The organism is Rhodoferax sp. RT5P35, assembly GCF_056521385.1.
Map to the genome: position 1 here is coordinate 183449 of NZ_JBWMAX010000009.1, position 24333 is coordinate 207781.

At 62.9% G+C, this 24333-nt stretch carries 25 protein-coding genes; 10 read left to right on the forward strand and 15 right to left on the reverse strand.

Going from position 1 to position 24333, the window contains the following annotated elements; translation table 11 throughout:
* Position 1: 1 nt before the first annotated feature.
* From AC097L_RS15920 to arsH, 6 genes are all read left to right on the forward strand, one after another.
* Entirely contained in the window at positions 2-247 is a 246-nt protein-coding gene (locus AC097L_RS15920; protein ID WP_479587514.1) for a hypothetical protein, read from the forward strand.
* A 61-nt stretch (positions 248-308) separates the two neighbouring features.
* Positions 309-647 (forward strand): ArsR/SmtB family transcription factor, encoded by a 339-nt coding sequence (locus AC097L_RS15925; protein WP_479587515.1) that lies wholly within the window; start codon positions 309-311, stop codon positions 645-647.
* 128 nt (positions 648-775) lie between these two features.
* Entirely contained in the window at positions 776-1276 is a 501-nt protein-coding gene (locus AC097L_RS15930; protein ID WP_479587516.1) for an arsenate reductase ArsC, read from the forward strand.
* A 3-nt stretch (positions 1277-1279) separates the two neighbouring features.
* Positions 1280-2353, forward strand: a complete 1074-nt coding sequence (gene arsB / locus AC097L_RS15935) for an ACR3 family arsenite efflux transporter (RefSeq protein ID WP_479587517.1) — start codon at positions 1280-1282, stop codon at positions 2351-2353.
* A gap of 18 nt (positions 2354-2371) precedes the next feature.
* Positions 2372-2797: an arsenate reductase (glutaredoxin) gene (arsC, locus tag AC097L_RS15940; RefSeq protein WP_479587518.1), complete on the forward strand. Its 426-nt coding sequence runs from the start codon at positions 2372-2374 to the stop codon at positions 2795-2797.
* Positions 2787-3503, forward strand: a complete 717-nt coding sequence (arsH, locus tag AC097L_RS15945; protein WP_479587519.1) for an arsenical resistance protein ArsH — start codon at positions 2787-2789, stop codon at positions 3501-3503. Before arsC ends, arsH begins: the two co-directional genes overlap by 11 nt.
* 40 nt (positions 3504-3543) lie before the next feature.
* Here arsH and AC097L_RS15950 read toward each other — a convergent pair whose 3' ends face one another.
* From AC097L_RS15950 to AC097L_RS15985, 8 genes are all read right to left on the reverse strand, one after another.
* Positions 3544-4341: a BPSS1780 family membrane protein gene (locus AC097L_RS15950; RefSeq protein ID WP_479587520.1), complete on the reverse strand. Its 798-nt coding sequence runs from the start codon at positions 4339-4341 to the stop codon at positions 3544-3546.
* Positions 4342-4347: 6 nt separating this feature from the next.
* Entirely contained in the window at positions 4348-5322 is a 975-nt protein-coding gene (locus AC097L_RS15955; RefSeq protein WP_479587521.1) for a homoserine kinase, read from the reverse strand.
* Between the two features lie 2 nt (positions 5323-5324).
* Positions 5325-5582, reverse strand: coding sequence for a hypothetical protein (locus AC097L_RS15960; RefSeq protein WP_479587522.1), 258 nt, complete (start codon positions 5580-5582; stop codon positions 5325-5327).
* Positions 5583-5647: 65 nt separating this feature from the next.
* Positions 5648-6493 (reverse strand): sulfurtransferase, encoded by an 846-nt coding sequence (locus tag AC097L_RS15965; protein WP_479587523.1) that lies wholly within the window; start codon positions 6491-6493, stop codon positions 5648-5650.
* A 13-nt stretch (positions 6494-6506) separates the two neighbouring features.
* Positions 6507-7415, reverse strand: coding sequence for a DMT family transporter (locus tag AC097L_RS15970; RefSeq protein WP_479587524.1), 909 nt, complete (start codon positions 7413-7415; stop codon positions 6507-6509).
* A gap of 204 nt (positions 7416-7619) precedes the next feature.
* The gene (locus AC097L_RS15975) at positions 7620-8762 is read right to left on the reverse strand and encodes an aromatic ring-hydroxylating oxygenase subunit alpha (RefSeq protein ID WP_479587525.1); all 1143 of its coding nucleotides are present in this window, start codon (positions 8760-8762) and stop codon (positions 7620-7622) included.
* 144 nt (positions 8763-8906) lie between these two features.
* On the reverse strand, positions 8907-11186 hold the full coding sequence (locus AC097L_RS15980; RefSeq protein ID WP_479587526.1) for a tetratricopeptide repeat protein: 2280 nt from the start codon (positions 11184-11186) through the stop codon (positions 8907-8909).
* The gene (locus AC097L_RS15985) at positions 11183-13024 is read right to left on the reverse strand and encodes a trypsin-like peptidase domain-containing protein (protein WP_479587527.1); all 1842 of its coding nucleotides are present in this window, start codon (positions 13022-13024) and stop codon (positions 11183-11185) included. Before AC097L_RS15985 ends, AC097L_RS15980 begins: the two co-directional genes overlap by 4 nt.
* A 184-nt stretch (positions 13025-13208) precedes the next feature.
* Here AC097L_RS15985 and AC097L_RS15990 point away from each other — a divergent pair, with 184 nt between their 5' ends.
* The 3 genes from AC097L_RS15990 to dxs all read left to right on the forward strand — a co-directional run bounded on the left by AC097L_RS15990 (position 13209) and on the right by dxs (position 16479).
* Entirely contained in the window at positions 13209-13463 is a 255-nt protein-coding gene (locus tag AC097L_RS15990; RefSeq protein ID WP_295957790.1) for an exodeoxyribonuclease VII small subunit, read from the forward strand.
* Positions 13460-14413 (forward strand): polyprenyl synthetase family protein, encoded by a 954-nt coding sequence (locus AC097L_RS15995; RefSeq protein WP_479587528.1) that lies wholly within the window; start codon positions 13460-13462, stop codon positions 14411-14413. Before AC097L_RS15990 ends, AC097L_RS15995 begins: the two co-directional genes overlap by 4 nt.
* 149 nt (positions 14414-14562) lie before the next feature.
* Positions 14563-16479: a 1-deoxy-D-xylulose-5-phosphate synthase gene (gene dxs / locus AC097L_RS16000; RefSeq protein ID WP_479587529.1), complete on the forward strand. Its 1917-nt coding sequence runs from the start codon at positions 14563-14565 to the stop codon at positions 16477-16479.
* 45 nt (positions 16480-16524) lie between these two features.
* Here the strand turns inward: dxs and AC097L_RS16005 are convergent, their stop codons facing one another.
* Genes AC097L_RS16005 through AC097L_RS16020 form a run of 4 tightly spaced genes read right to left on the reverse strand, consistent with a single transcriptional unit; the run spans position 16525 to position 20148 of the window.
* On the reverse strand, positions 16525-17394 hold the full coding sequence (locus AC097L_RS16005; protein WP_479587530.1) for an ABC transporter permease: 870 nt from the start codon (positions 17392-17394) through the stop codon (positions 16525-16527).
* Positions 17391-18230: an ABC transporter ATP-binding protein gene (locus AC097L_RS16010; protein WP_479587531.1), complete on the reverse strand. Its 840-nt coding sequence runs from the start codon at positions 18228-18230 to the stop codon at positions 17391-17393. The genes AC097L_RS16005 and AC097L_RS16010 overlap by 4 nt, the downstream gene beginning before the upstream one ends.
* Positions 18231-18236: 6 nt before the next feature.
* Positions 18237-19235, reverse strand: coding sequence for an ABC transporter substrate-binding protein (locus AC097L_RS16015; RefSeq protein WP_479587532.1), 999 nt, complete (start codon positions 19233-19235; stop codon positions 18237-18239).
* 7 nt (positions 19236-19242) lie between these two features.
* Entirely contained in the window at positions 19243-20148 is a 906-nt protein-coding gene (locus AC097L_RS16020; protein ID WP_479587533.1) for a TauD/TfdA dioxygenase family protein, read from the reverse strand.
* 300 nt (positions 20149-20448) lie between these two features.
* Here AC097L_RS16020 and AC097L_RS16025 point away from each other — a divergent pair, with 300 nt between their 5' ends.
* Positions 20449-21531 carry a TRAP transporter substrate-binding protein gene (locus AC097L_RS16025; RefSeq protein WP_479587534.1) on the forward strand — a complete coding sequence of 361 codons (1083 nt, stop codon included), beginning with the start codon at positions 20449-20451 and terminating at the stop codon, positions 21529-21531.
* A 67-nt stretch (positions 21532-21598) separates the two neighbouring features.
* Here AC097L_RS16025 and AC097L_RS16030 read toward each other — a convergent pair whose 3' ends face one another.
* The 3 genes from AC097L_RS16030 to AC097L_RS16040 are packed head-to-tail and all read right to left on the reverse strand — an operon-like array spanning position 21599 to position 24164.
* Positions 21599-22069, reverse strand: coding sequence for a hypothetical protein (locus AC097L_RS16030; protein ID WP_479587535.1), 471 nt, complete (start codon positions 22067-22069; stop codon positions 21599-21601).
* A gap of 2 nt (positions 22070-22071) precedes the next feature.
* Positions 22072-23583 (reverse strand): TRAP transporter large permease, encoded by a 1512-nt coding sequence (locus AC097L_RS16035; RefSeq protein WP_479587536.1) that lies wholly within the window; start codon positions 23581-23583, stop codon positions 22072-22074.
* A 41-nt stretch (positions 23584-23624) separates the two neighbouring features.
* A complete protein-coding gene (locus tag AC097L_RS16040) occupies positions 23625-24164 on the reverse strand; it encodes a TRAP transporter small permease subunit (protein ID WP_479587537.1) in 540 nt (179 codons plus the stop codon).
* Between the last annotated feature and the right edge of the window lie 169 nt (positions 24165-24333).

The following is a 24333-nucleotide window of genomic DNA, read 5'->3' on the forward strand; positions in this document are numbered from 1 at the left end:
CATGACAGACCTGAAAGAATTCCACGTAGGCGACTGTGTCGTCTCGCTGTTTGCCAAGCCAATGATCGACGGCACCTGGCTGGCCCGCGTCGGCATTGCGCAGCACTACGGCATGCCCATCCCCAGCCAGCGCACCTTCAGCTTTGACAACCCGTTTGTGTCGGAAGACAACGCCCTGGCCCATGCCCGCGAGCAAGGCCTGCGCATTGCGCGCGACCCGGTGGCGTTTTTGCAGATGGGTATGTGAAACCGTACAGAGGCCGAAGGAGGTGCTTTTTTTACCTTAATATTTCAACTATCATTGAAATATGAAAACAATTCCTTTGGAAGAAACTGCCGCCGTCCGTTCCCTGCTGGCTCTGGCCCAGGTGCAGCGCCTGCGTGCGTTTCGGGCGCTGGTGGTGGCCGGAGCCGAGGGCCTGACACCGGGCGCGATGGCCGAGCGACTAGGCGTGGCCCCCAGCGCGCTGTCGTTCCACCTCAAGGAGCTGGCCCACGCCGGCATGGTCAGCAGCGAGCCACGCGGCCGCAACCTGATCTACCGCGCCAACTTCGACCAGATGAATGCGCTGTTGGGCTACCTGACCGAGCACTGTTGCCAGGGCGAAGCCTGCGCGGTCACGGATGGGGGCTGTGTGGACTGTTAACCATCGGCCCTGAACACGGCCGAGCTTGCATTCCAAAATTTATAAGAAATAGGCCGATAGCGTATGTTTTATATACGCTTTTAGCTATTTATTTAATAGCAACTAATCTTTAACTACTGGAGCGTCCTATGGAAACCCAACCCATCAACGTCTTATTTCTCTGCACCCACAACTCGGCCCGCAGTATCCTGGCCGAAGCGGTGTTGAACCACATTGCGCGCGGCCGTTTCAAGGCCTATTCCGCAGGCAGTAGCCCGCGAGAGAACCAGCAGCCCAATCCTTTGGCTTTGCAGGTGTTGCAAAACGCAGGAGTCAGCATTGAAGGTCTGCACAGCAAAAATTGGGACGAATTTGGTGGCTTGAACGCGCCACACATGGACCTGGTGATCACCGTGTGCGACAACGCTGCGGGGGAAGCCTGCCCTTATTGGCCCGGCCAGCCCGCCACCGCGCACTGGGGCTACCCTGATCCGTCGGAGGCAGAGGGCACCGAGGAGCAGCGTCTGGCTGCGTTTCGCCAGACCCTGCATGCCATCCGCCGCCGCCTGGACTTGCTGGTCAACCTGCCCGCCGCCAGTGTGGACAAGTTGATGCTGCAGACCGCCGTGCGCTCTCTGTCCAAGGCCTGAACCATGTCCGCACAGTGTGAAGCTACCGGTCGGCGCGCCGCCGGGGCACCCTTGGGGTTTTTTGAACGTTTTCTGACGGCCTGGGTCGCTATTTGCATCGTCGTGGGGGTCGGTCTGGGCCAGGGCTTTCCGAGCGTGTTCCAGGCCATTGGAGCGATGGAAGTCACCAAGGTCAATCTCCCCGTGGGCCTGCTCATTTGGGTGATGATCATCCCCATGCTGCTGAAAGTGGACTTTGGCGCGCTGCACCAGGTGCGCGGGCAACTCAAGGGCATTGGCGTCACGCTGTTCATTAATTGGATGGTCAAGCCGTTTTCCATGGCTTTTTTGGCCTGGTTGTTCATTCGCTTGCTGTTTGCCCGCTGGCTGCCTGCCGAACAGCTCGACAGCTATGTGGCTGGGCTGATTCTGCTGGCCGCCGCGCCTTGCACGGCCATGGTTTTTGTGTGGAGCCGCCTGACCGGTGGCGACCCGTATTTCACCCTGTCCCAGGTGGCGCTGAACGACCTGATCATGGTGTTTGCCTTTGCGCCGCTGGTCGCGCTGTTGCTGGGCGTATCCAGCATCACCGTGCCTTGGGACACCTTGTTGACCTCGGTGGGTCTGTACATCGTGGTGCCGGTGCTGATCGCCCAGGCACTGCGCAAATGGCTGCTGGCGCGCGGGCAGGCCCGTTTTGATGCGGCAATGGAGAAGATCCAGCCCTGGTCCATCTCTGCGCTGCTGCTCATGCTGGTGCTGCTGTTTGCCTTCCAGGGGGATGCCATCATCCGGCAGCCGCTGGTGATTGCGCTGCTGGCGGTGCCGATTTTGATTCAGGTATTTTTCAACTCCGGTTTGGCCTACTGGCTAAACCGCCAAGTGGGCGAAAAGCACGCCATTGCCTGTCCGTCGGCGCTGATCGGTGCATCCAACTTCTTCGAGTTGGCGGTGGCTGCGGCCATCAGTTTGTTTGGTTTTGAATCGGGTGCGGCTCTGGCGACGGTAGTGGGTGTGCTGATCGAGGTTCCCGCCATGCTGCTGGTGGTACGCATCGTCAACGCCACCCAGCCCTGGTACGAGCGGCGCAGCGCTTAATTTTTTTGAGAGATTGCCATGAACACCACCATCTTTCACAACCCCGCCTGCGGCACATCGCGCAATGTGCTGGCGCTAATTCGCAATGCGGGCATTGAACCCACCGTGGTCGAGTACCTGAAAACCCCGCCCAGCCGCGCCCAACTGCTGGCCTTGGTTGCCCAACTGGGCGTGCCGGTGCGCGCCGTGCTGCGCAAGAAGGGCACGCCGTACGAGGAACTGGGCCTGGACAACCCGGCGCTGACCGACGACGCGTTGCTCGATGCCATCGTGGCTCACCCCATCCTGCTGGAGCGGCCCATTGTCATCACGGCGCTGGGGGCCAAGTTGTGCCGCCCGTCCGAGGTGGTGCTGGACATCCTGCCGCAGCCGCAATCGGGCGCGTTTGCCAAGGAAGACGGCGAAAAAGTCGTCAACGCCCACGGGGAACGCCTTGTCCCCTGACGTACTCCTTAATATCGACCCGGCCTTGTTCCATGTGCCGACCCAGGCCGCCCTGCACAGCGGCCCGCCCAGTACGCACCCGCCGCGCATCTTGCTGCTGTACGGCTCGCTGCGCGAGCGTTCGTTCAGCCGTCTGTTGAGCGAGGAGGCAGCCCGCCTGCTGACCGCGATGGGGGCGGAAACCCGCACTTTCGACCCGCACGGCCTGCCGTTGGCCGATGACGCGCCCGAATCGCATCCCAAGGTGCAGGAACTGCGCGACCTAGCACTGTGGGCCGAGGGCATGGTCTGGACATCGCCCGAGCGGCACGGCGCAATGACGGGAACCATGAAGACCCAGATCGACTGGATTCCGCTCACCCAGGGCGCAGTGCGGCCCACCCAGGGCAAGACGCTGGCGGTGATGCAGGTCAGCGGCGGCTCGCAGTCGTTCAACGCCGTGAACCAGTTGCGCGTGCTGGGCCGCTGGATGCGCATGGTAACCATCCCCAACCAGTCGTCGGTGGCCAAGGCGTTTCTGGAGTTTGACGAGGCGGGGCGGATGAAACCGTCGGCGTACTTTGACCGAGTGGTGGACGTGATGGAAGAACTGCTCAAGTTCACCCTGTTGACCCGGGATGCGTCGGCCTACCTGGTGGACCGCTACAGCGAACGCAAAGAGAGCGCGGAAGCCCTGTCCCGGCGGGTGAATCAAAAAAGTATTTAAATCACCTGCTAGCCCATATTTCGTATGCGCTAGTAGCTATTTATTCAATAGCGTCGGGGGCTTTTTCTTCTACCGCGTCTTCAGCAAAGCTGTCGCGGAAGCTGAAGTAGATGGAAGTCAGGAACATGCAGGTGGTCAGCAGCGTGATGACGAATGCGCCCACGCCCAGAAAAGCGGGCTGGTCCAGCAGTACAGCCAACAACTGCACCACCATGCCCACGGCTAGCAGCACGCCGAACCAGGTCAGGCCAAACACCACGTACGCTCCCTTGTTGCGCCAGCAGGCCACCAAGCTGAAAAAGAGGCTTTTGCCCGGGCTGATACCGTGCCAGTGCACCAGCGCGGGCGCATGCCAGAAGGCCAGCGACAGCGGCAGGTGCAAGACCATGAAGGCCAGCATGCCTGCCTGCAGCCGCAGTGGTTCGTCGCTGGCTTCTTCGGCCACGTGGCTGCCCAAAAAGACGCGGGCGAATTCGCCACCATCCACCACGGCCGAAATGCCCAGCACCACCATGAAACCCACGGCGTACAGGGCACCCAGCACCAGCATCGGGCGCAGGCCTTTTTGTCCTGCACGCAGGGCGCTGAGCACGATGCTGGGGGTGGGGAACTTGCCTTTGGTGGCCTCCTGGGTGGCGGCCATCAGGGATAGCGCCATGGTGGGCAAAAACACCATGGCAACGATGCTGCCCAGAATCGGCACCAGGCTGATGATGCTGAGTGCGGCCATGCACATGAAGAACAGCCCGGCCAGCGCCAGCGGTTGTTTGAAGAAGGTCTGGATGCCCAGCCGCACCCACAGGGTGCCTGTGCGCGCGGGGACGATTTGGAGTTTCATGGGGAGCTAAAGAGTAACGGGGTGGTGCACACGTTGGCGCAGCACGCGTTCAAAGTGGGAGGGGTCGTGGGCCTGCAGCAGCGCGGCTTCGCGCGGCAAATGGAAGTCCCACAGGCGCGAGATCCAGAAGCGCAAGGCCCCGGCGCGCAGCAGGGCGGGCAGCAACTGGCGCTCAGCGGCGGCCAGAGGCCGAACGGCTTGGTAGGCGGCCAGGAAGGCATCGCAGCGGGCTGCGTCGTGGGCACCGGTGGCCAGGTCCACGCACCAGTCGTTCAGACACACGGCGATGTCGAACAGCCAGGCGTCAAGGCCCGCAAAGTAAAAGTCGAAAAAGCCGCTGAGCTGGGGCACACCGTCTACCGTGTCGAACATCACGTTGTCGCGAAACAGGTCGGCGTGGATGGCCCCTTGCGGCAGGGCGGCGTAGGCGCTGGAGGCGGCAATGTGGTTTTGGTAGGCCAACTCGCTCTGCAGCAACTGGGCCTGGGCGGGTTCCAGGTGCGGCATGACCACCGGAGAGGTTTCGTTCCACCAGGCCAGGCCGCGCAGATTGGGCTGGTCCATGGCGAAGTCACGCCCGGCCAGGTGCATGCGCGCCAGCATGTCGCCCACGGCGGCGCAGTGCAGCACGCCAGGGGCCAGCTCGCTTTTGCCGCGCAGCTTGGTGACCACCGAGGCGGGCTTCTTTTTCACCGTGTGCAGGATCTGGCCCGCCTTGTTGCCGTCCTTGATGGCGATGGGGTTGGGCACCGGAATGCCACGCCGGGCCAGGTGCTGCATCAAATGCAGGTAGTAGGGCAGCTGCTCAAAGCCCAGGCGCTCGAACAGGGTAAGCACGAACTCGCCGCTGTCGGTGGTGGCAAAGTAGTTGGTGTTCTCGATACCGCCCTGGATGCCGCGCAGTGCGTGGATCTCGCCCAAATCCAGCTGGCGCACCAGCGCTTTGGCCTCTTTTAAAGAGACTTTCGTGTAGACCGCCATGCTTAGAAGTTGAATAGTTTCCAGACCCGCGAGCCCACGCTGCCCTGGCCGCCGTCGCGTCCGTCAATAGTGCGGTTGCGCGCGCCGTTGGCAGGAACCACCTCGTAGGCCGGTAGGCCGTTGGTGGGTTTGACGGTAATGGTTTGCGTCTCGCCGCCCATGCGCAGCTCGTTGATGCGCACATCCGCGTCCTGCACTTCGATGTGCTGGATGCGCTGGTCGATCGGTACCGCAGGGGTGGCGGCCCATGTAAGGGACACAGGGGATAGACCGAACAGGAAAAGAGGGAGGATGTGGTATGCGCGCATGGGTAGATTGTAGATGTCTAGCCTAGGGCGAAGGGGCGTGTGGGGTCGCTGCACCAGTCGCTCCAGCTCCCGGCGTACAGGCCGGTGCGGCCCAGCCCCGCGATTTCCATGGCAATCAGGTTGGGGTTGGCGCTGACACCGCTGCCGCAGTGGTGCACCACGCTGGCCGGGTCGCGGCTGCCCAGCAGGGCGGTGAACTCGGCGCGCAGCTGCGCGGCGGGCTTGAATTTTCCGTCTGGCCCCAGGTTGTGGCTGAACGGGCGGTTGAGTGCACCGGGGATGTGGCCCGCCACCGGGTCCAGCGGCTCCACCTCGCCCTTGAACCGCGGCGTGGCCCGGGCATCCAGGATAGTCAGGCCGGCGCGGCCCAGCTGATTCACTACAGTTTCTGTAGCTACCAGTGTAGACAGCGCCTGCGCTGGAACGAAGTTTGTTGTAAATTTTGAGAGCTCTTCGCCGCTGTGGACTGCGCCGCCTGCGGCCTGCCAGGCCTGCAGGCCACCGTCCAGCACCGCCACGGCTTCATGGCCCACCCACTTCAGCATCCACCACAGGCGGCCCGCGTAGTTCACTCCGTTGCGGTCGTACACCACGGCCTGCATACCGTTGGCAAAGCCGACGCTGCCCAGCCAGGCGGCAAAGGCTGCTTGCGTGGGCAGCGGGTGGCGGCCACCGGATAGGGCCGGGCCGGTTTTGGCACTTAGCGCCGTGTCCAGGTGGGCGTACACCGCGCCGGGGATGTGGGCCGCACGGTAGGCCTGCTCGCCCGCGTCGGGCTGGGTGAGGTCAAAGCTGCAATCAAACACCATGTGGGGCTGCTGCAGGTTCTGGAGTTGTTCAACGGAGAGGATGGTCGTGTACATGGAGGAATCTCTTTCAATGTTCTTCGGCCGGGGCGTTCGGCGCGGCGCGGGCGCGCAGTACGGTGGCGGCAATGCCGCTGGCCATGATCAGTGCCATGCCGAACCAGCCCATGGGGGTGATGCGGTCGCCAAACAGCACCAGGCTGTAAATGGCCGCAAACACAATGCCCGAATACTGCAGGCTGGCCACGGTGAGCATGGCGCCTTGGGTTTTGGCACCGGAATAGGCCCGCGTCATGAACAACTGGCCCAAAGCGGCCAGCATGCCAATCGGCAGCAACCAGGCGGCATGGTCCCATTGCCACGTGGACGCACCCACCAGCAGCGTGGCCACACCGCCCACCACGGCCGAGCCCAGCGCAAAATAAAACACCGTGCGGGCTTCGGGCTCGCCAATGCGGCCCAGCGCCATCACCTGCATGTAGGCAAAGGCCGAGCCCAGCCCCGACAGCAGGCCAATCAGGCCACCAAACATCTCGTTCGGGTCCAGGCTGGGGCGCAGCACCATCACCACGCCGACAAAACCGGCCATCACCGTCAGCACCAGCGGACCTTGCTGCAAGGGGCCTGCGCCGCTGCCGGGCCGCCAGGCGATCAGCGCGCCGCCGACCAGAAAGGCCGCAATCCAAATGCTGCTCATGTAGTTCAGCGTCATGGCCGTGGCCAGCGGCAGATGGGCAATGGCGTAGAACCAGCCACCCATGGAGGCCACGCCGATGGTGCTGCGCCAGGCGTGCATCCCGGGGTAAGCGGTTCTCAGGCCCACGCCCTGGGCGCGTGCCAGCGTGGCCAGAAACGCCATGCCGATCAGGCCCCGGTAAAACACCAGTTCGGCCGAATTGAAATAGGCCGAGGCAATTTTCACGCAGACCCCCATGGTGGCAAATACAAAGGCCGCCAACACCATCCATAAAGCCTGCATGATTTTTTGTACACCCCCAGGCTGCAGCGCTGCGCGTCTTGCGCCAACCCCCTTGCAGGGGGCGATACCAGTGGCCCGGCAAAGCCGGTTCCACGGTATCCCTGGCGCTGACCGTTCTGGCGTTAGGCTGGGGTTATGTGTGAGTTAAATTTATGAAAAATAGACTGCTAGCGTAGGTAGCGCCTGCGCTAGTAGCTATTAAAATTATAGCGTGGTGCTGCCTATGGCGTGGCGGTACCACTCGTGGAAGTGCTGCATGCCGTCTTCCATGGGGCTCTGGTAGGGGCCGACCTCGTTGTCGCCGCGCTGCAGCAGGGCTTTGCGGCCCGCGTCCATGCGCAGGGCGATTTCGTCGTCTTCCACGCAGGTTTCCATGTAGGCGGCCTGTTGGGCCTCCACAAAGTCGCGCTCAAAGCAGGCGATTTCTTCGGGGTAGTAGAACTCCACCATGTTCAGCGTCTTGTTCGGGCCGATCGGGTGCAGCGTGGACACGGTGAGCACGTGCGGATACCACTCCACCATCACGTTGGGGTAGTAGGTGAGCCAGATTGCGCCGTGCTTGGGGGCCGCGCCCTGGTTGTAGGCTTTGAGCGCATCCTGCCAGCGCTGGTAGGCTGGGCTGCCCGCTGCGCCCAGGCGTTGGGCCAGACCCACGGTTTGCACCGAATACTGTTCCTTGAACTCCCACTGCAGGTCGTCGCAGGTCACAAAACCGCCCAGGCCGGGGTGGAAGGGGCCGACGTGGTAGTCTTCCAGATAGACCTCGATGAAGGTTTTCCAGTTGTAGTCGCAGACGTGCATTTCCACGTGGTCCAGCACGTGGCCGCTGAAGTCCAGGTCGGCCAGCGGGCCCATGTTGGCCAAGTCGGCTTGGACATCCCTGGTGCCTTCAAACAGCAGGCCGTTCCACTCTTGCAGCGGGTACTGGTTCAGGTTCAGGCACGGGTCCTGGGCAAAATGCGGCGCGCCTAGTAGCGTGCCGGTGGGCGTATGGGCACCACCGCTGTAGGTCCAACGGTGCAAAGGGCAAACGATATTCCCCCCTGCGCTGCCTTGCTGCGTGGTGTTGAGCGAACCCCGGCCCTTGAGCATCACCGCCTGGCGGTGGCGGCAGACGTTGGACACCAGCTCCACGCCGCGCGGCGTGCGCGTCAGCACCCGGCCCTCGCCCTCTTGCGGCAGGGCGTAGTAGTCGCCCACCTCGGGCACGGCCAGTGTGTGGCCGACATAGCGTGGCCCCCGCTGGAAAAGTGTGGCGACTTCGCGCTGGAACAGCGCGTCATCAAAGTAGCTTGAAACTGGTAGTTGGCTTGCGGCCTGCTGCAGTTGAAGACTTAAATCAGACATGGGTTGTCCTGACAAGACTCCCCCTATGAAGGGGCAGGGTAGGCGCGAGAAACTCGCGCGGGAAAAGGCTCCGGCAGGGTTGGAAGGGCTTCCAGCCGTTGGCGAAAAGAGGGGCGATTGTACCCGGCGGGGTGCTTTGCGCAGCTACTCTGGCAAACCGATGGCGGCGACCAGCCCGCCTGCCATCGCCTGCTCGCGCAGTTGGCGCGCCACGGCGGGTGCTAGCGTTTTGAGCTGCAAATACGGCTTGGTGGCTGCGCTGACGTTGCCTTCCATCAGGTACGACATGGTCAACAGCCCTAGCCCGGGGGGGAAGTTGGCGCTGGCTGCCAGCAACTTCTCCGTCTGCTCCCGCGATTTGGCGGGCAGGCGGGCACCGAGGTAGCTTTGCGCCAGGTACATGCGTGCATCCATTGCCGCCGGGGCCAGTATCACGGCTTTCTCCAGCGCCTGGCTGGCCCGGGCCAGGTTGTTGTTGCGCATCTGCGCCTCGCCCAGGTTGATCCAGGAGTTGACCAGCGCGGGGTCCAAGCGCACGGCGGTTTCCAGCGCTTCGGCGGCTTCGGGCGGCCTGCCGAGTTTGAGCAGGGCGTAGCCTTTGCCGCTCCAGGCAACGGGATCGGAGGAGTTGGTGGCTAGTGCGCGGTTGAGGTGGATAAGCGCACCAGGCATATCACCGTTGTTGCCCAAGAGCTTGGCTGTGACCAAATGCATGTTGGTGAGATCGGGGTCCAGGGCCTCGGCTTTTTGCAGGTTGGCACGGGCCGCTGCTACATCGCCCATGCCTAGCTGGCTTTCACCCCAGAGAGTCAAATCGACTGCATTCAGCGGAGCGAAGGTGGCCAATTTTTCAAAGGCTGTGCTGGACTCGCGGTAGTTTTTCAGGGTGAGCTGGATGCGGCCATAGACAGACCATGCGTCGCCATGCTGGGGGGCGATCTCGATGGCACGCTGCGCATCCACACGGGCAAGTTCGTTCTGATGGAGGTTGAGGCGAACGCCTGCACGGTTGCTCAAAACCCCCGCATCGTTGGGCTCCAACGTGAGAGATTGGGTGAAGGCGTCGTCGGCTTGGGTGATGCGCTGGGTTTTTGCCAATACCGCGCCTAACCCGTTCCAAGCTGCAGACGATGAGGGTGCCAGGGCGATGGCCTTACGCATGGCATCTTCTGCGGGACCGTAGTGGGTTTGTTTGAATTCGTCCCAACCAATGGCCAACAGTACCTCGCTGGGCTGGCTGCTGGGGGCCTCTTTTGCGCCCTCGACCCGCAGGGCGGTGGCCAGGGCGCGGCTGGCGGCGGGGCCATGTCCCAAGCTGCTCTCGATTTTGCCCATCAACGTCCAGGTAAAACTACGGGACGGGTCCAGCCGCAGCGACTCTTTGATCTGCACCAGCGCTTCGGCATTTTTGCCTTGCTGGTGCAGCCATTCCGCACGTTTGCGGCTGGGTTCGTGGTAGGTGGGGCTTTTTCGCTGTGCTTGCTGTAGCGCTTGCTCGGCTTGTTCAGGCTGCTGGCGGCTCAACAGTACGTCGGCCAGATTGACCCAGGCAAACGGCAGGTTGTCGTCCAGTGCCAAGGCTTGGCGCAGCGTGGCCTCGGCTTGCGGGTCGCGCTTGAGCAAATGCTGGGCCATTCCCAGGTAAACCAGTGGCAGGGCTGCGTTGGGTTGGGCTTGGCGCCACGCCCGGCTGTGTGTTTCCAAGCCCGCAAAGTCGCCAGATGCTTGCAGGCTGTCGGCCAGAGCGTTCCAGCGCTTTTCTGGCGCGGGCACTGTGCTGGATGCGGGGCGGGGGCTGCCTTGGGATAGCAACGCGGCTGCTGCATCGGCGGACAGCACCAGGTTCAGGTTTTGCCCCGTGCCCAGCACGGCGGCGGTGATGCCCAGCAACTGGCCTTGGCCGTCAAACAGGCCACCACCGCTGGAGCCGTGGGATACAGAAGGTGTGGCGACCACCATCGGGTAGGGGGTTTGCGCTTTCACCACGGCCACCAGGCCGGCACTTACGGCTAGGCCAAAGCCCAGCGGGTTACCGATGGCAAACACGCGCTCACCCACGGCCAGTGTGCTGCTGAGGCGCAGCCTGACAGGGTTAGCAGTCAAGGCGGCCACCGCCAGCAGGCACAGGTCTTGGTCGGCTAGCTGGCGCGTCCATACGGCGGGCAGTTCGCCTTGGGCCGACTGCACGCGGATGCTGGTGGCCTCTCGTACCACATGGCAGTTGGTGGCGACAAGCCCCTGGCCAATCACCACGCCACTGCCTTGCATCTCGGGTTGGCCCTTGTCGTCGAGGGTCTGGATGGTGACCATGGAGGGTACCACCTGGGCGAATACGCGCTGCGTGGCATCCGGGGCATCGGCAGCCGCGCTGGTGGTGGCGAGCAAGCACAGGGTACTGGCGAAGCACAGGGTGTGGCGGTTCATGGCGTTTCGCCCTCAAACGGAAGGATTTGGCCGCGGTACAGGGTTTCGGCCGCTGCAGCGTTGAGGGCGCGCAGCTTTTGGTAGGCCTCGCGGGCTTGCGGGCGGCGGCCCAGCATTTGGTTGGCGTGTACCAATGCCTCCCATTGCGAGGCCTGCTGGGGGGCGAGTTGCAAGGAGCGTTCGATGGCGGGAATGGCCTCTGACGGGCGGTCTAATGCGGCCAGGACGCGCCCGCGCAGCCGCCAGAACCAGGCGGATTCCGGGTTCTTTTCGGTCAATGCCATGGCGATGGGCAGGGCTTCGGCCGCACGGCCACCGTCCTTGAGGTACACGCCGAGTTGGTAGCGCCAGGTGTCGTTGTCGGGGCCGGCTTGGCGGGCCGACTCCATGGCGCGGATGGCCTCAGGGTAGCGCTTCATGTCTGCCATGGCCTCGCCAATGCCGGCCCAGGCCCAGTCGGTGCTGCTGAATTGGCGATCCAGGCTGTTGCGGTAGGCCTGCACCGCCGCTTCGGGGCAGTCCAGCCGCATCAATGCCACCCCGCGCCAGTACCATGCGGTGGCGGTGTCGCGGGTGGCATCGGGCAGTTTGTCGAGCACGGAATAGGCTTTGGCTATCTGGTTGGCCGCCAGATAGGCCCGCACCAGCTGGATGCGGGGGCTTGCGGCATCGGGGTACAGGCCGGACAGGCGGGTCCAGATGCCGATGGCCGTGGCGGTGTCACCCCGGGCCTGGGATAAATCGGCCAGTCCTTCGTACGCGCCGGTCAACCAGGGGTTCAGCGCCAGCGCCCGCCGGTACGAGGCCTCGGCCTCTTCGCTGGCCCCGTTCACCTGCTGCGCTCGTGCCAGCAAGCCATATACCTGGGCCGATTCCTGGTGCTGTGCCCGCAGTTGCTGGGCATGGGCCAAAGCCTCTTTGTTGAGGTTACGGGCCAGCAGCACGCCACCCAAGCCGATACCGGTGTCCAGTTGCGCCGGGCTGATGCGGTAGCGCTGCCGCCAGGCATCCAGCTCGGCAGCGGAGTTTTTCAGCCCAGCCGCTGCCGCCGAGGCAAACCGCCAAGCATCGGCGTTGTCGGGCTGTTGTTGCCGCCAAGTGCGCGACAAAGCCTCCAGCTCGGTCCATTTCGCTTCCCGCAGCAAAGCGTTGGCGGCATCAAAGCGTTGCAATTGCTCGGCCTGCGCCAAAGCGCGGGTGGCGATCTCCTGGGTCCAGGCCGCAAAAGACGCAAAGTTGACGTTTTGCCCGTCGCGCTGGCGGTAATCAATGATGCCTAGCAACTGCCCCTGCGCATCTACCAGCGCCCCGCCTTCGGAGCCGGGCGAGATCGAGGCGGTGAACTGGATGTAGTCGCCGCCAGGAAAATGGCGCAGCCCGGACACCACCCCTTCTGAAATGCCCACCCCCAGCCCCAGTGCGTTGGAGATGGCAAACACCTTGCTACCGACTACGGGGGGCTGGTTTTGCAGGGTCAGGGGCGTTGCCCCATGCGCATCCACCTCCAGCAGGCACAGATTGCGATCCCGGTCACGCGCGGTGATGCGAGCCGGGGTGGATGGCGCAGTGAGTTGCACCGTGTGTGCCTGCTCCAGGACATCGCACACCGTCACCCACTGCTGCTCACTGATCCGGGTGGCACTGTAGACCCCCAGAGGGTGGCCCGTGTCGTCGCGTACCTCCAGCGCCGCCACGGCCGGAGACGTCAGCGCAAACACCTCTTGTGGCGGGAGCGCCCACGTCGCCAGCGGTGGGAGCAGCACCAGCAAGGCGGTACCGGTGGCGGGGAACCAGCGGGGCACGGGTCGACCGGAGCGACGGTAGTGGATGAAAAGCATGCAGAGAGCTTTCTGGAGGAGGGGCGAGGGAGATCCTGCGAAATTATGTTCGGTGCTAAGCCTTATTTTTTGTGACGTGTAACCCAAACGGAGCCCCATTCCCCGAAAAGCGTGCGTCTGCCCCTGGCCCCCGCGCAACCCGTAAAATCGGCCTCCTTCACCACTCGAACCTCCTGCCTCCTCCATGCCCAAGGCCGCTGCCAAACCCGATAAAAACGCCTCTCCCGAAGCTTTGCCCGCCAGCTACGAGGCTGCCCAGGTGGAACTGGAGCAATTGGTCGGCCAGCTCGAGTCGGGCCAGATGCCGCTGGAGCAACTGCTGGGCGGCTACCAGCGCGGTGCCCAACTGCTGCAGTTTTGCCGCGACAAGCTCGATGCGGTGGAGCAGCAGATCAAGGTGCTGGACCAGGGTGTACTCAAACCCTGGGCGCAAGAATGAGCACCGCCACCTTTGATTTGCAGGCTTGGAGCACCCAGGCCCTGGCCGTGGTGGAGAAAGCGCTGAGCGACTGGGTGGCCGCCGGTGGCGTGGTCGATGCCGACCATCCCGCCCCCGCCGCCTTGCGTGAAGGCATGCGCTACGCCGTGCTGGACGGCGGCAAACGTCTGCGTCCCTTGCTGGTGCTGGCCGCGCGCGAAGCCGTGGCCAGCGGTGAAGCTGCTAGCGTGACCGCCGGGCTGGACGATGCCGCCCTGCGCGCCGCCTGCGCCGCCGAGCTGATCCACGCTTATTCCCTGGTGCACGACGACATGCCGTGCATGGACAACGACATCCTGCGCCGCGGCAAACCCACGGTGCACGTGCAGTTTGGCGAAGCCCAGGCCCTGCTGGCGGGCGATGCCCTGCAGGCCCTGGCATTTGAAATACTCACCCCCGAAGCTGCCGCAGCCCCCGCCAGCGTGCAAGCCACGCTGTGCCGTCTGCTGGCCCAGGCTGCGGGCTACCAGGGCATGGCGGGCGGGCAGGCAATCGACCTGGCCAGCATCGGCATGGCCTTGACGGAAGAAGAACTGCGCTGCATGCACCGCCTGAAAACCGGTGCCCTGCTGCAAGGCAGCGTGATGATGGGCGCGGCCTGTGCTGCTCGCCCATTGCCTCTGGCCACCCGCAACGCCTTGCACACCTATGGTGCGGCCCTGGGTTTGGCGTTCCAGGTGGTGGACGATATTCTGGACGTGACCGCCGACTCGGCCACGCTGGGCAAAACCGCAGGCAAAGATGCCGCCCAGGACAAACCCACTTACGTCTCCCTGCTGGGGCTGGACCGTTCTTTGGCTTACGCCCAGGAACTGCTGGCCCAGGCCCTGACCGCGCTGGATGCCAGCGACTTGCCTAACACCCAGGCCCTGCGTGCGCTTGCCGACATGGTGGTCAACCGGTCTAGCTGATATGGCACACCCCCAGTCTTCGCGCACTATGTGTAGCTACGCCAACCCCCTTGCAGGGGGCAACACCGCCAGCCCGGCAAAGCCGGTTCTGGGGTGTTCTGGTGGACCTGCATGGCTTGTATGGCGCGCGTTTTCACCATAAAAAATCTATGACTATTGCGAACCCTGCGTCTTACCCACTGCTGGAAACCATCAACGACCCGGCCGACCTGCGCCGTTTGCCGCGTGCCGAGCTCAAACCGCTGGCCGACGAGCTGCGCGCTTTCGTGATCGACAGCGTGTCCAAAACCGGCGGCCACCTCAGCTCCAACCTGGGCACGGTGGAACTGACCGTGGCCTTGCACTACGTGTTCAACACCCCCGAAGACCGGCTGGTGTGGGACGTGGGCCACCAGACCTATCCGCACAAAATTTTGACCGGGCGGCGTGACCGCATGGCCAGCCTGCGCCAGTTGGGGGGCTTGTCGGGCTTTCCGACGCGGTCCGAGAGTAAATTTGACGCGTTCGGCACGGCGCATTCCAGCACCTCGATTTCTGCTGCCCTGGGCATGGCCATGGCGGCCAAGCAAAAAGGCGAGCATCGGCACAGCGTGGCCATCATCGGCGACGGCGCCATGAGCGCGGGCATGGCTTTTGAGGCACTGAACAATGCAGGCGTGTGCGACTGCAAGCTGCTGGTCATCCTGAACGACAACGACATGAGCATCAGCCCGCCGGTGGGCGCGCTGAACCGCTACCTGGCGCAGCTGATGAGCGGCCAGTTCTACGCCGCCGCCAAGAATGTGGGCAAGCAGGTGCTGAAAGGCGCGCCGCCGCTGTTTGAGCTGGCCAAACGCCTGAAGCAGCACGCCAAGGGCATGGTGGTACCCGCCACACTGTTTGAGCAGTTTGGCTTCAACTACATCGGTCCCATCGACGGCCACGACCTCGAATCGCTGATCCCCACGCTGGAAAACATCAAGCACTTGACCGGCCCGCAGTTTTTGCATGTGGTCACCAAAAAAGGCCAGGGCTACAAGCTGGCCGAGGCCGACCCCGTGGCCTACCACGGCCCGGGCAAGTTCGACCCTGCCGTGGGCCTGCAAAAAGCCGCTGCACCAGGAAAATCCACCTTCACCCAGGTGTTTGGCACCTGGCTGTGCGACATGGCCGCGCAAGACAGCCGCTTGGTTGGCATCACCCCCGCCATGCGCGAGGGCTCGGGCCTGGTGGAGTTTGAAAAGCGCTATCCCCAGCGTTATTACGACGTTGGCATTGCCGAGCAGCACGCGGTGACCTTTGCTGCGGGCATGGCCTGCGAAGGCCTGAAGCCGGTGGTGGCGATTTACTCCACCTTCTTGCAGCGCGCCTACGACCAGTTGATCCACGACGTGGCTTTGCAAAACCTGCCCGTCGTTTTTGCCCTGGACCGCGCCGGATTGGTGGGGGCCGACGGCGCCACCCACGCCGGGGCCTATGACATCCCCTTCCTGCGCTGCATCCCCAACATGGGCGTGGCCTGCCCGGCGGATGAGAACGAGTGCCGCAGCCTGCTCAGCAGCGCCTTTGTGCAAGACAACCCGGTGGCTGTGCGCTATCCGCGCGGTGCCGGGGCCGGTGCCGCCATGGAGCCAGGTTTACAGCCGCTGCCGTATGGCAAGGGCGAAATCCGCCGCAGCTCTACCCAGGCCTCGGGTATTGCGATTCTGGCTTTCGGCACCCTGCTGTACCCCGCGCTGGCCGTGGCCGACAAGCTGGATGCCACGGTGGCCAATATGCGCTGGGCCAAGCCGCTGGATGTGGAACTGCTGCTAAGTATTGCCGCCACCCATTCCGCGCTGGTCACGGTAGAAGACGGCGCCGCCATGGGCGGTGCAGGCAGCGCGGTGCAAGAGGCCTTGCAGGCTGCAGGTATTACCGTGCCGGTGCTGACGCTGGGCTTGTCCGATACCTTTATCGAACACGGCGACCCGGCGGTGCTGATGGCCCTGCAGGGGCTGGATGCGGCGGGTATCGAGAAATCTATAGAAAAACGTTTTCCAGCGCTTGTGTTATCTGCGAAGTCTGCTCTTAAATTAGTAGCTTAGTGCTGCAATGGCCGCTGCGGCGTACCCGCAGCGTACTGGTGGCTTTCAGCGCTGCATGCCCCAGCGGCGCACCGTGAGGCGCTCCAGCGTTTGGAACACCAGGCTTTCGACCAGCAGGCCGATCAGGATGACCATCACCAGGCCCGCAAACACGCGGTCGGTGAACAGTTCGTTGCGGTTCTGGAAGATGAACCAGCCCAGACCGCCCTTGCCGGAAGACGCGCCGAACACCAGCTCGGCCGCAATCAGCGTGCGCCAGGCAAAGGCCCAGCTGATTTTCAGGCCCGCAAGAATCGACGGCAGGGCGGCAGGTACCAGAATTTGCAACACATAGCGCAGGCCCTTCAGGCCGTAGTTGCGCCCGGCCATGCGCAGTGTCTCGGGCACGGCCTGGAAGCCCGCGTAGGTATTCAACGCCAGCGGCCACAGCACCGAATGGATCAGCACGAACACCAGGCTGCCCTGGCCCAGGCCAAACCACAACAGGGCCAGCGGCAGCAGCGCGATGGCGGGTAGTGGGTTCAGCATGGCAGTCAGCGTGGCCAGCAGGTCGCGGCCCAGTTGGGTGGACACGGCCAGCGTGGTCAGCACAAAGGCGGCGATGACACCACCGATATAGCCCTGCAGCAGCAGGCTCAGCGAGATGCGGGTCTTGGTGATGAGTTCGCCGCTGGCCAGGCCATCGACCAGCGCCTGCGCCGTCTGCAGCGCGGTTGGCAGCAGCAGGTCGTTGTTTTGCACGCGGGCCACGATCTCCCACAGCATGACCAGTGCCACCAGGATCAGGCCGCGGCGCAGCCAGGCCTGTTCCCAGACGCGGGCCGTCCAGGGTAGCAGGCGATCCACATGGGTGGGGGGCAGGGCATCGAGCACCCGTTCGTATTCGGCCCGGATGGGCGGGTTCAAAGCGCTCATGCGGTCTTTCGGGGCTGTGCGTGGGCAGGCGTGGGGCTGCCGTCGGCCTCTTCGTTGAAAAGCAGGCGGTGGATGCGCTGCGCGGCGGCCTGGAACTCGGCCCCGCCCTGGCTGTGCATGCCGAAGTCGTGGCTGTTGATCTCGGCGCGCACCCGGCCCGGATGCGGCGACAGCAGGCCGATGCGGTTGCCCACCACCAGCGCTTCCTCGATCGAATGGGTCACGAAGACCAGGGTGAAGCGCACCTCGTCCCACAGCGCCAGCAGCTCTTCCTGCATCTTGCGGCGCGTCAGCGCGTCCAGCGCGGCGAACGGCTCGTCCATCAGCAAGACCTTGGGCTGCATGGCCAGCGCGCGGGCAATCGCCACCCGCTGCTTCATGTCGCCCGACAAGGTGTTGGGATAGGCCTTGGCGAAGGCCGACAGGCCCACCTTGTCCAGGTAGTGCAGCGCCCGTTCATGGGCCTCCTGCTTGCCCAGAGTGCGCGATGCCAGCAGCGGAAACGCCACGTTGTCGAGCACGGTTTTCCAGGGCGGCAACTGGTCAAATTCCTGGAACACCACGATGCGGTCGGGTCCGGGCTGGGTCACCTTTTTGCCGCCGATGCGGATTTCACCCTCCACCGGCGCGATGAAACCCGCCATGGCTTTCAGCAGGGTGGACTTGCCGCAGCCAGACGCGCCCAGCAGCACGAAGCGGTCCGCCTCATACACGTTCAGGCTGACCTGGTGGGTGGCGCGCACCACGCGCGCGGGCGTGCGGTATTCCAGGCTTACGCCGTCCACTTCCAGCAGCGGGGTGTCCGGAGAGGGTTTCAAAGGGGTGACGGTGGCCATGGGGGCTTAGCTGCCAGGGTTGGCGTAGGCTTCTTCGAAGAAATAGTCTTTCCACGAAGCGGCACGGTTCTTCAGCACGCCGAGCTTGTTGAGTTCGTCGGCGTAGACGTAGGTGCGAAACGGCGAGATGGTGAAGTCGTTCTCGGGGTCTTCCACGATCTTGCGCACAAATTCCAGCGGCAGCTTGGACTTCTGCACGCGGATGAAGGTCTCGGCCGCCTTGGGCTTGTTGGCCTTGATCCACTGCGAGGCTTCGACCAAGGCGGCGTAAAAGGCCTTGTAGGTTTTTGGATTCTCGTCGTGGAATTTCTGCGTGGTGTACAGCACGTTGAAGGTGGCCGGGCCGCCCAGGATGTCGTAGGAGCTGATGACCTTGTGCACGGCCTTGTTCTCCAGCGCCAGGTAGTAGAACGGCGCGCTGGAGAAGTGGGTGTTGATCTCTGTACCGCCTGCGATCAGCGCGGCGGTGGCGTCGGGGTGCGCCAGGCTCACCGAGATATTGTCAAAGCGCTTGAAGTCGTCTTTGCCGTAGAGTTTGGCGGTTTCGATCTGCAGCGTGCGCGACTGGAAGCCGGTGCCAGCGGCGGGTACGGCAATGCGGTCTTTGTCGCTCAGGTCCTTCAGCGTCTTCACTTTCGGGTTGTTGCTGATCAGGTAGTTGGGCAGCGAGCCCAGCGCGGCCACGGCCTTGACGTTTTGCCGGCCCTTGGTGCGGTCCCACAGCGTCAGCATCGGCGGCACGCCGGCGGACACCACGTCCAGCGCGTTCGCCAGCAGCGCCTCGTTCATCGCGGTGGCACCGGAGATCTGGCTCCAGTCCACATCGATGTCCAAGCCCTGGGCCTTGCCGTGTTTTTCGATCAGCTTCTGGTCTTGCACCACATCGAGCACTAGGTAGCCAATGCCGAACTGCTGGGCGATGCTGATGCGGCCTTCGGCCTGGGCGAGCAGGGTGGCGCTGGCCAAGGCCAGGCCCACTACGAGGCGGGTGAGAGTGAATGGCATGGTGCTCTTAAAAAGGCTCATTGCCTTCGATGGTGGTGCGGAATAGCTTGCGGCGCAGGTGGTCCGGCGTGCCGGCGGCCAGGTGGGTGACGGAGCGGTTGTCCCAGAACACCATGTCGTGCGGCTGCCAGGCGTGGCGGTAGACCAGTTCGGCACGCGAGGTGTGGGCGAACAGTTCGTCCAGCAGGGCGCGGCTTTCGTCTTCGGGAATACCGACGATGCGGGTGGTGAAATGTTCGCTGACGAACAGCGCCTTGCGGCCGTTCTCGGGATGGGTGCGCACGACGGGATGCACGGCAGGCAATACTTCATCCAGCTGGGCCTGCGTCAGCTTAGGCCGCCAGGGGTTGCGGGCGCGCAGCTCTTCGTACTTGGCCAGGTAGGAATGTTCGGCGCGCAGGTCGGCCACGGCGGTTTGCAGGGCCGCGGGCAGCGTGTCCCAGGCGGTGTGCTGGTTGGCAAACAAGGTGTCGCCGCCTTCACTGGGCAGCTCCTGCGCGTGCAACATTGAGCCCAGGCTGGGCTTTTCCTTGTACGACAGGTCGGAATGCCAGTAGGCACCGGCATCGCCCAAGCCAATGGGTTCGCCGTTTTCCTTGATGTTGGAAACGATCAACACCTCGGGGTGGTGCTGCAGCTGGAAGCTTTTCAGCACATGGATCTGTAGCGGGCCGAAGCGGGCGCTAAAGTCCACCTGCTGCTGGGGCGTGATGCTCTGGTCGCGGAACACCAGCACGTGGTGTTCTAGGTGGGCGCGGTGGATGCGCGCAAAGTCGTCGGCGGCCAGCGGTTGTGACAAGTCCAGGCCCAGCACTTCGGCACCCAGCGGGGCATCGAAGGGGCGAATTTCCAGCGTTTGCGCGGTTGTGGCTGTTGTGGCAACTGCGGGTTCTATATCCAATAACGTCGTCATCTGGGTACCTTGTGTGGGCAGAAGCGGTGTCTGTCGCTTTGCAAAACCGCGAATATAGGCGGGTGGTCGCGCCAAGGGAACGATTCTTTTGCTGTTTGCTAACTACGAATAGATATGAGGCTCCAGCGTATGTGCAGTGTGCGCAAGAAGCTATGTATTTGATAGCTATTTGTAAAAGCAGGCGCAGGGGAAAACCCGTGTCGAACCGCCTCTGGCGGCTCCCTACAATCTGCGCTCACTGTCACCATCCGCGGCTCGCGCAGCGCGGCGAACTTCAATTCAAATTTGGGAGATATTTCAATGGACCGTCGTTCCCTCATCAAACACACCGGCATCGCAGGCGTACTGGCTGCGGGCATAGCGCCTGCCGTGCATGCCCAGGCGGCGGTGCGCTGGCGTCTGGCGTCCAGCTTTCCCAAGCCGCTGGACACGATTTACGGCGGTGCCGAAGTGTTTGCCAACGCGGTCAAGGCCATGTCGGGCGGCAAGTTCGACATCTCGGTACATGCGGGTGGTGAATTGATGCCCCCGTTTGGCGTAGTGGATGGTGTACAGCAGGGTTCGGTGGAGATGTGCCATACCGTGCCGTACTACTACTATGGCAAGAACCCCGCTTTCGCCATCGGTGCGGCCATTCCCTTTGGCATGAATGCCCGCCAGATGAACGCCTGGATGATGCACGGCAATGGCCGCAAGCTGATGAACGAGTTCTATGCCAACTACAACATCCTGAGCTTTGCCGGTGGCAACACCGGCACACAAATGGGTGGCTGGTTCCGCAAGGAAGTCAAAACCGTCGCCGACCTGAAGGGCCTGAAGATGCGCCTGGGCGGTGGTTTGGTGGGTGAAGTGATGGCCAAGATGGGCGTGGTGCCGCAAAGCCTGCCCGGCGGCGAAATCTACCAGGCATTGGAAAAAGGCACCATCGACGCGGCCGAATGGGTGGGCCCCTACGACGACCAGAAGCTGGGTTTTGCCAAGGTGGCCCCCAACTACTACTACCCCGGCTGGTGGGAAGGTGGCCCCGAGGTGGACTTTTTCATCAACCGCAAAGCCTTTGACGCCTTGTCGCCCGAAAACAAAGCCATTGTCGAAGCCGCCACGGCCCTGGCCTCGGTAGACATGCTGGCCAAGTACGACGCTCTCAACCCCGAGGCGTTGAAGCAATTGCTGGGCTCCAAAATCAAGTTGCTGCCGTTCTCCAAAGAAATTCTGGACGCGTCTTTCAAGGCCTCACAAGAGGTCTACGCCGAGAACGATGCCAAGAGCCCGGAGTGGAAGAAGATTTTTGCCGACTTCCGCGCCTTCCAGCGCAACCAGGTGGCCTGGTTCCGCGTGGCCGAAGGCCGCTTTGACAGTTACATGCAAAGCATCAAGCTGTAGGAACACCCCCAGGCTGCGCTACGCTTCGCCTGGAATTAAAAAACCGCGCTGTCGCGCGGTTTTTTGCTTACAGACTCCGAAAGGCCTTGAGTTCTTTAACTATCTGTTCGAACTCCGCCACCAGCGCGGGCGATGCACCGTAGAACACCATGAACTTGCCCATCAGCGTGCGCACGTACAGGCGCGGCGCAATCAGCCAGTCCAGCCCGCGCACGCGGATAAGTTTGCCGTAGGCCAGGTCGTCGAAGGGCATGTGTTTGTCCCAGATCCAGCCTTGGTGCAGGCCCTCGGCGCTGATGCGGGTGCGGCTGCGCAGGATGTGCCACCAGGTCCAGCCCATCATGGCCAGCCCGGCCACGAACCAGACCACGCCGGTGGTGCGCGGGGTGGCCAGTGCGCCGCTGCTCAACAGCCGGGCCAGCCAGAAAGCACAGCCGCCGACGATGGCGCTGGCCAGCAGCTTGAACAGCGGCGAGAACGCCGCGTCTTCTACCGAACCGCCGGTGCGGGGCTGGAAGCGAAAAGGAGCGGGGCCCAAGGCTACGGCTTCGCGGCTTCGGGTTCGGATGCCGGGGCTGCAGGCGCATCGCTGAACGGGTTCTCGCCCGCGCTGTCGCTGGGCGTGGCCTGCAGGTCGCTGACCGGCACGTCGATCTGGATCTTCTCGGTGTCGATTTTTTCCTCGGTGGGCAAAAACACCGTGACGGTCTGCGGCACAAAAATGACGATCGCGACCAGGATCAATTGCATCAGCACCCAGGGAATGGCCCCCAGGTAGATGTCGCTGGATTTGACGGGTTTTTCAATCCGCTTGTCTTTGTACAAAGAGTCCGCAATGCCGCGCAGATAAAACAGCGCAAAGCCAAACGGCGGGTGCATGAAGCTGGTTTGCATGTTCACGCACAGCAACACGCCAAACCACACCAAGTCAATGCCCAGCTTGGCGGCCACCGGGCCCAGCATCGGCAAGATGATGAAGGCGATCTCGAAGAAGTCCAGGAAGAACGCCAGGAAGAAAATGAACACATTCACCACGATCAAGAAGCCGATCTGCCCACCGGGTAGGCCGGTCAGCAGATGCTCGACCCACTTGGCACCGTCCACGCCTTGGAACACCATGGAGAACACCCGTGCGCCGATCAATATGAACACCACCATGGCGGTCAGCCGCATGGTGCCCACCATGGCTTCCCAGATGAGGGCCAGCGTCAGCCGCCGGTGGATGGCTGCCAAGACCAGCGCCCCGACCACGCCCATGGCACCGGCTTCGGTGGGCGTGGCGATGGCGGTGTCGATGCCCGGCAGGCCGCCCATCGAGCCCAGCACGGCAAAAATCAAAATCGCCGACGGGATGATGCCGCGCAGGCACTTTGCCCACAGCTTGGCACCGCTGAGCGTGCGTGCCGTTTTGGGGATGCCGGGAATGTGGTCCGGCTTGAAGATACCCAGCATGAAGGTGTAGCCGGCAAATATCAGCACCTGCAGGATCGAGGGGCCCCAGGCACCGCGGTACATGTCGCCCACCGAACGGCCCAACTGGTCGGCCATCACAATCAGCACCAGCGAGGGCGGCACCAGCTGGGTGATGGTGCCCGAGGCGGCCAGCACGCCAGTGGCGTAGCGCATGTTGTAGCCGTAGCGGATCATCACCGGCAGCGAGATCATCGCCATGGCGATCACCTGGCCGGCCACCGTGCCGGTGATGGCACCCAGGATGAAGCCGACGATGATCACCGAATACCCCAGGCCGCCCTTGACCGTGCCAAACAACTGGCCCATCGAATCCAGCATATCTTCGGCCAGGCCGCATTTCTCCAGGATGGCACCCATGAAGGTGAAGAACGGAATCGCCAGCAACAGGTCGTTGGACAAAATGCCAAAGACGTTGATCGGCAGGTTCTCCATGAACACCGCTGGAAACCAGCCCATCTGGATGGCGAACAAGCCCGACGCCATGCCCAGCGCCGACAGCGAAAAGGCCACCGGAAAGCCGATCAACATGATCAGCACCAGCCCGCCGAACATCACCGGCGCGAAATTTTCCATCTGCATGTTGTGTCCCGAAAAGCGTTAAATCGTGGGGGCGGGCAGGTTCACTGCACCGGCTTTTCGTAGTGCATATCCATCTGGAATTTGCCTTGCAAATAGGCGATGCGCTTGATGACTTCAGACAGCCCTTGCAGAAACATCAGCGCAAAGCCCAGCGGCAGCAGCAGCATGGCGGGCCAGCGGATCAGTCCACCGGCGTTGTTGGACATTTCGCCCGAGCGGAACATGCCGATGAACAGCGGCCAGCTCAGCCAGGCAATCGCAGCCATCACCGGCAACAAAAAGACCACCAGGCCGAACAAATCCACATAGACCGGGCCGTTGCCCTTGAGCTTGCCGTAGAAGATGTCAACCCGCACATGCTCATTGAGCTTGAGCACAATGGGTGCGCCCAGCATCACCGTGGTGGCAAACAGGTACCACTGGATCTCGAGCCAGCCGTTGGAGCTGATGTCCAGCCCATAGCGCACAAAGGCATTGCCCGCCGATATCAGGGCTGCGGCCAAAACCGCCCAGGTAGCGAGTCGGCCCATTTGCGCGCTGATCCAATCCATGCCAAGCGCGAATTTGAGAAGTGCTGACACGGGTGTCTCCGGTAGTTTTATGGTTGGACGGCGCATTATCAGGATGGCGGCAAGCCTCCTATTCGGACGCTGCGGGGGCGTTCGATGCGCCCTGTGACCGCCGTTTTAGAGCCCATGATGATACCTTTGCAAGGCCCCCGATAGCGCAGGGACTTTGGAACTATTCTTG

Excerpts from the sequence above, each read along its gene's own strand:
- AC097L_RS15920 (WP_479587514.1), top strand. The coding sequence starts at position 2 with ATGACAGACCTGAAAGAATTCCACGTAGGCGACTGTGTCGTCTCGCTG.
- AC097L_RS15925 (WP_479587515.1), top strand. The coding sequence starts at position 309 with ATGAAAACAATTCCTTTGGAAGAAACTGCCGCCGTCCGTTCCCTGCTG.
- AC097L_RS15930 (WP_479587516.1), top strand. The coding sequence starts at position 776 with ATGGAAACCCAACCCATCAACGTCTTATTTCTCTGCACCCACAACTCG.
- arsB (WP_479587517.1), top strand. The coding sequence starts at position 1,280 with ATGTCCGCACAGTGTGAAGCTACCGGTCGGCGCGCCGCCGGGGCACCC.
- arsC (WP_479587518.1), top strand. The coding sequence starts at position 2,372 with ATGAACACCACCATCTTTCACAACCCCGCCTGCGGCACATCGCGCAAT.
- AC097L_RS15950 (WP_479587520.1), bottom strand. The coding sequence starts at position 4,341 with ATGAAACTCCAAATCGTCCCCGCGCGCACAGGCACCCTGTGGGTGCGG.
- AC097L_RS15955 (WP_479587521.1), bottom strand. The coding sequence starts at position 5,322 with ATGGCGGTCTACACGAAAGTCTCTTTAAAAGAGGCCAAAGCGCTGGTG.
- AC097L_RS15965 (WP_479587523.1), bottom strand. The coding sequence starts at position 6,493 with ATGTACACGACCATCCTCTCCGTTGAACAACTCCAGAACCTGCAGCAG.
- AC097L_RS15970 (WP_479587524.1), bottom strand. The coding sequence starts at position 7,415 with ATGCAGGCTTTATGGATGGTGTTGGCGGCCTTTGTATTTGCCACCATG.
- AC097L_RS15975 (WP_479587525.1), bottom strand. The coding sequence starts at position 8,762 with ATGTCTGATTTAAGTCTTCAACTGCAGCAGGCCGCAAGCCAACTACCA.
- AC097L_RS15980 (WP_479587526.1), bottom strand. The coding sequence starts at position 11,186 with ATGAACCGCCACACCCTGTGCTTCGCCAGTACCCTGTGCTTGCTCGCC.
- AC097L_RS15985 (WP_479587527.1), bottom strand. The coding sequence starts at position 13,024 with ATGCTTTTCATCCACTACCGTCGCTCCGGTCGACCCGTGCCCCGCTGG.
- AC097L_RS15990 (WP_295957790.1), top strand. The coding sequence starts at position 13,209 with ATGCCCAAGGCCGCTGCCAAACCCGATAAAAACGCCTCTCCCGAAGCT.
- AC097L_RS15995 (WP_479587528.1), top strand. The coding sequence starts at position 13,460 with ATGAGCACCGCCACCTTTGATTTGCAGGCTTGGAGCACCCAGGCCCTG.
- dxs (WP_479587529.1), top strand. The coding sequence starts at position 14,563 with ATGACTATTGCGAACCCTGCGTCTTACCCACTGCTGGAAACCATCAAC.
- AC097L_RS16005 (WP_479587530.1), bottom strand. The coding sequence starts at position 17,394 with ATGAGCGCTTTGAACCCGCCCATCCGGGCCGAATACGAACGGGTGCTC.
- AC097L_RS16010 (WP_479587531.1), bottom strand. The coding sequence starts at position 18,230 with ATGGCCACCGTCACCCCTTTGAAACCCTCTCCGGACACCCCGCTGCTG.
- AC097L_RS16015 (WP_479587532.1), bottom strand. The coding sequence starts at position 19,235 with ATGCCATTCACTCTCACCCGCCTCGTAGTGGGCCTGGCCTTGGCCAGC.
- AC097L_RS16020 (WP_479587533.1), bottom strand. The coding sequence starts at position 20,148 with ATGACGACGTTATTGGATATAGAACCCGCAGTTGCCACAACAGCCACA.
- AC097L_RS16025 (WP_479587534.1), top strand. The coding sequence starts at position 20,449 with ATGGACCGTCGTTCCCTCATCAAACACACCGGCATCGCAGGCGTACTG.
- AC097L_RS16035 (WP_479587536.1), bottom strand. The coding sequence starts at position 23,583 with ATGCAGATGGAAAATTTCGCGCCGGTGATGTTCGGCGGGCTGGTGCTG.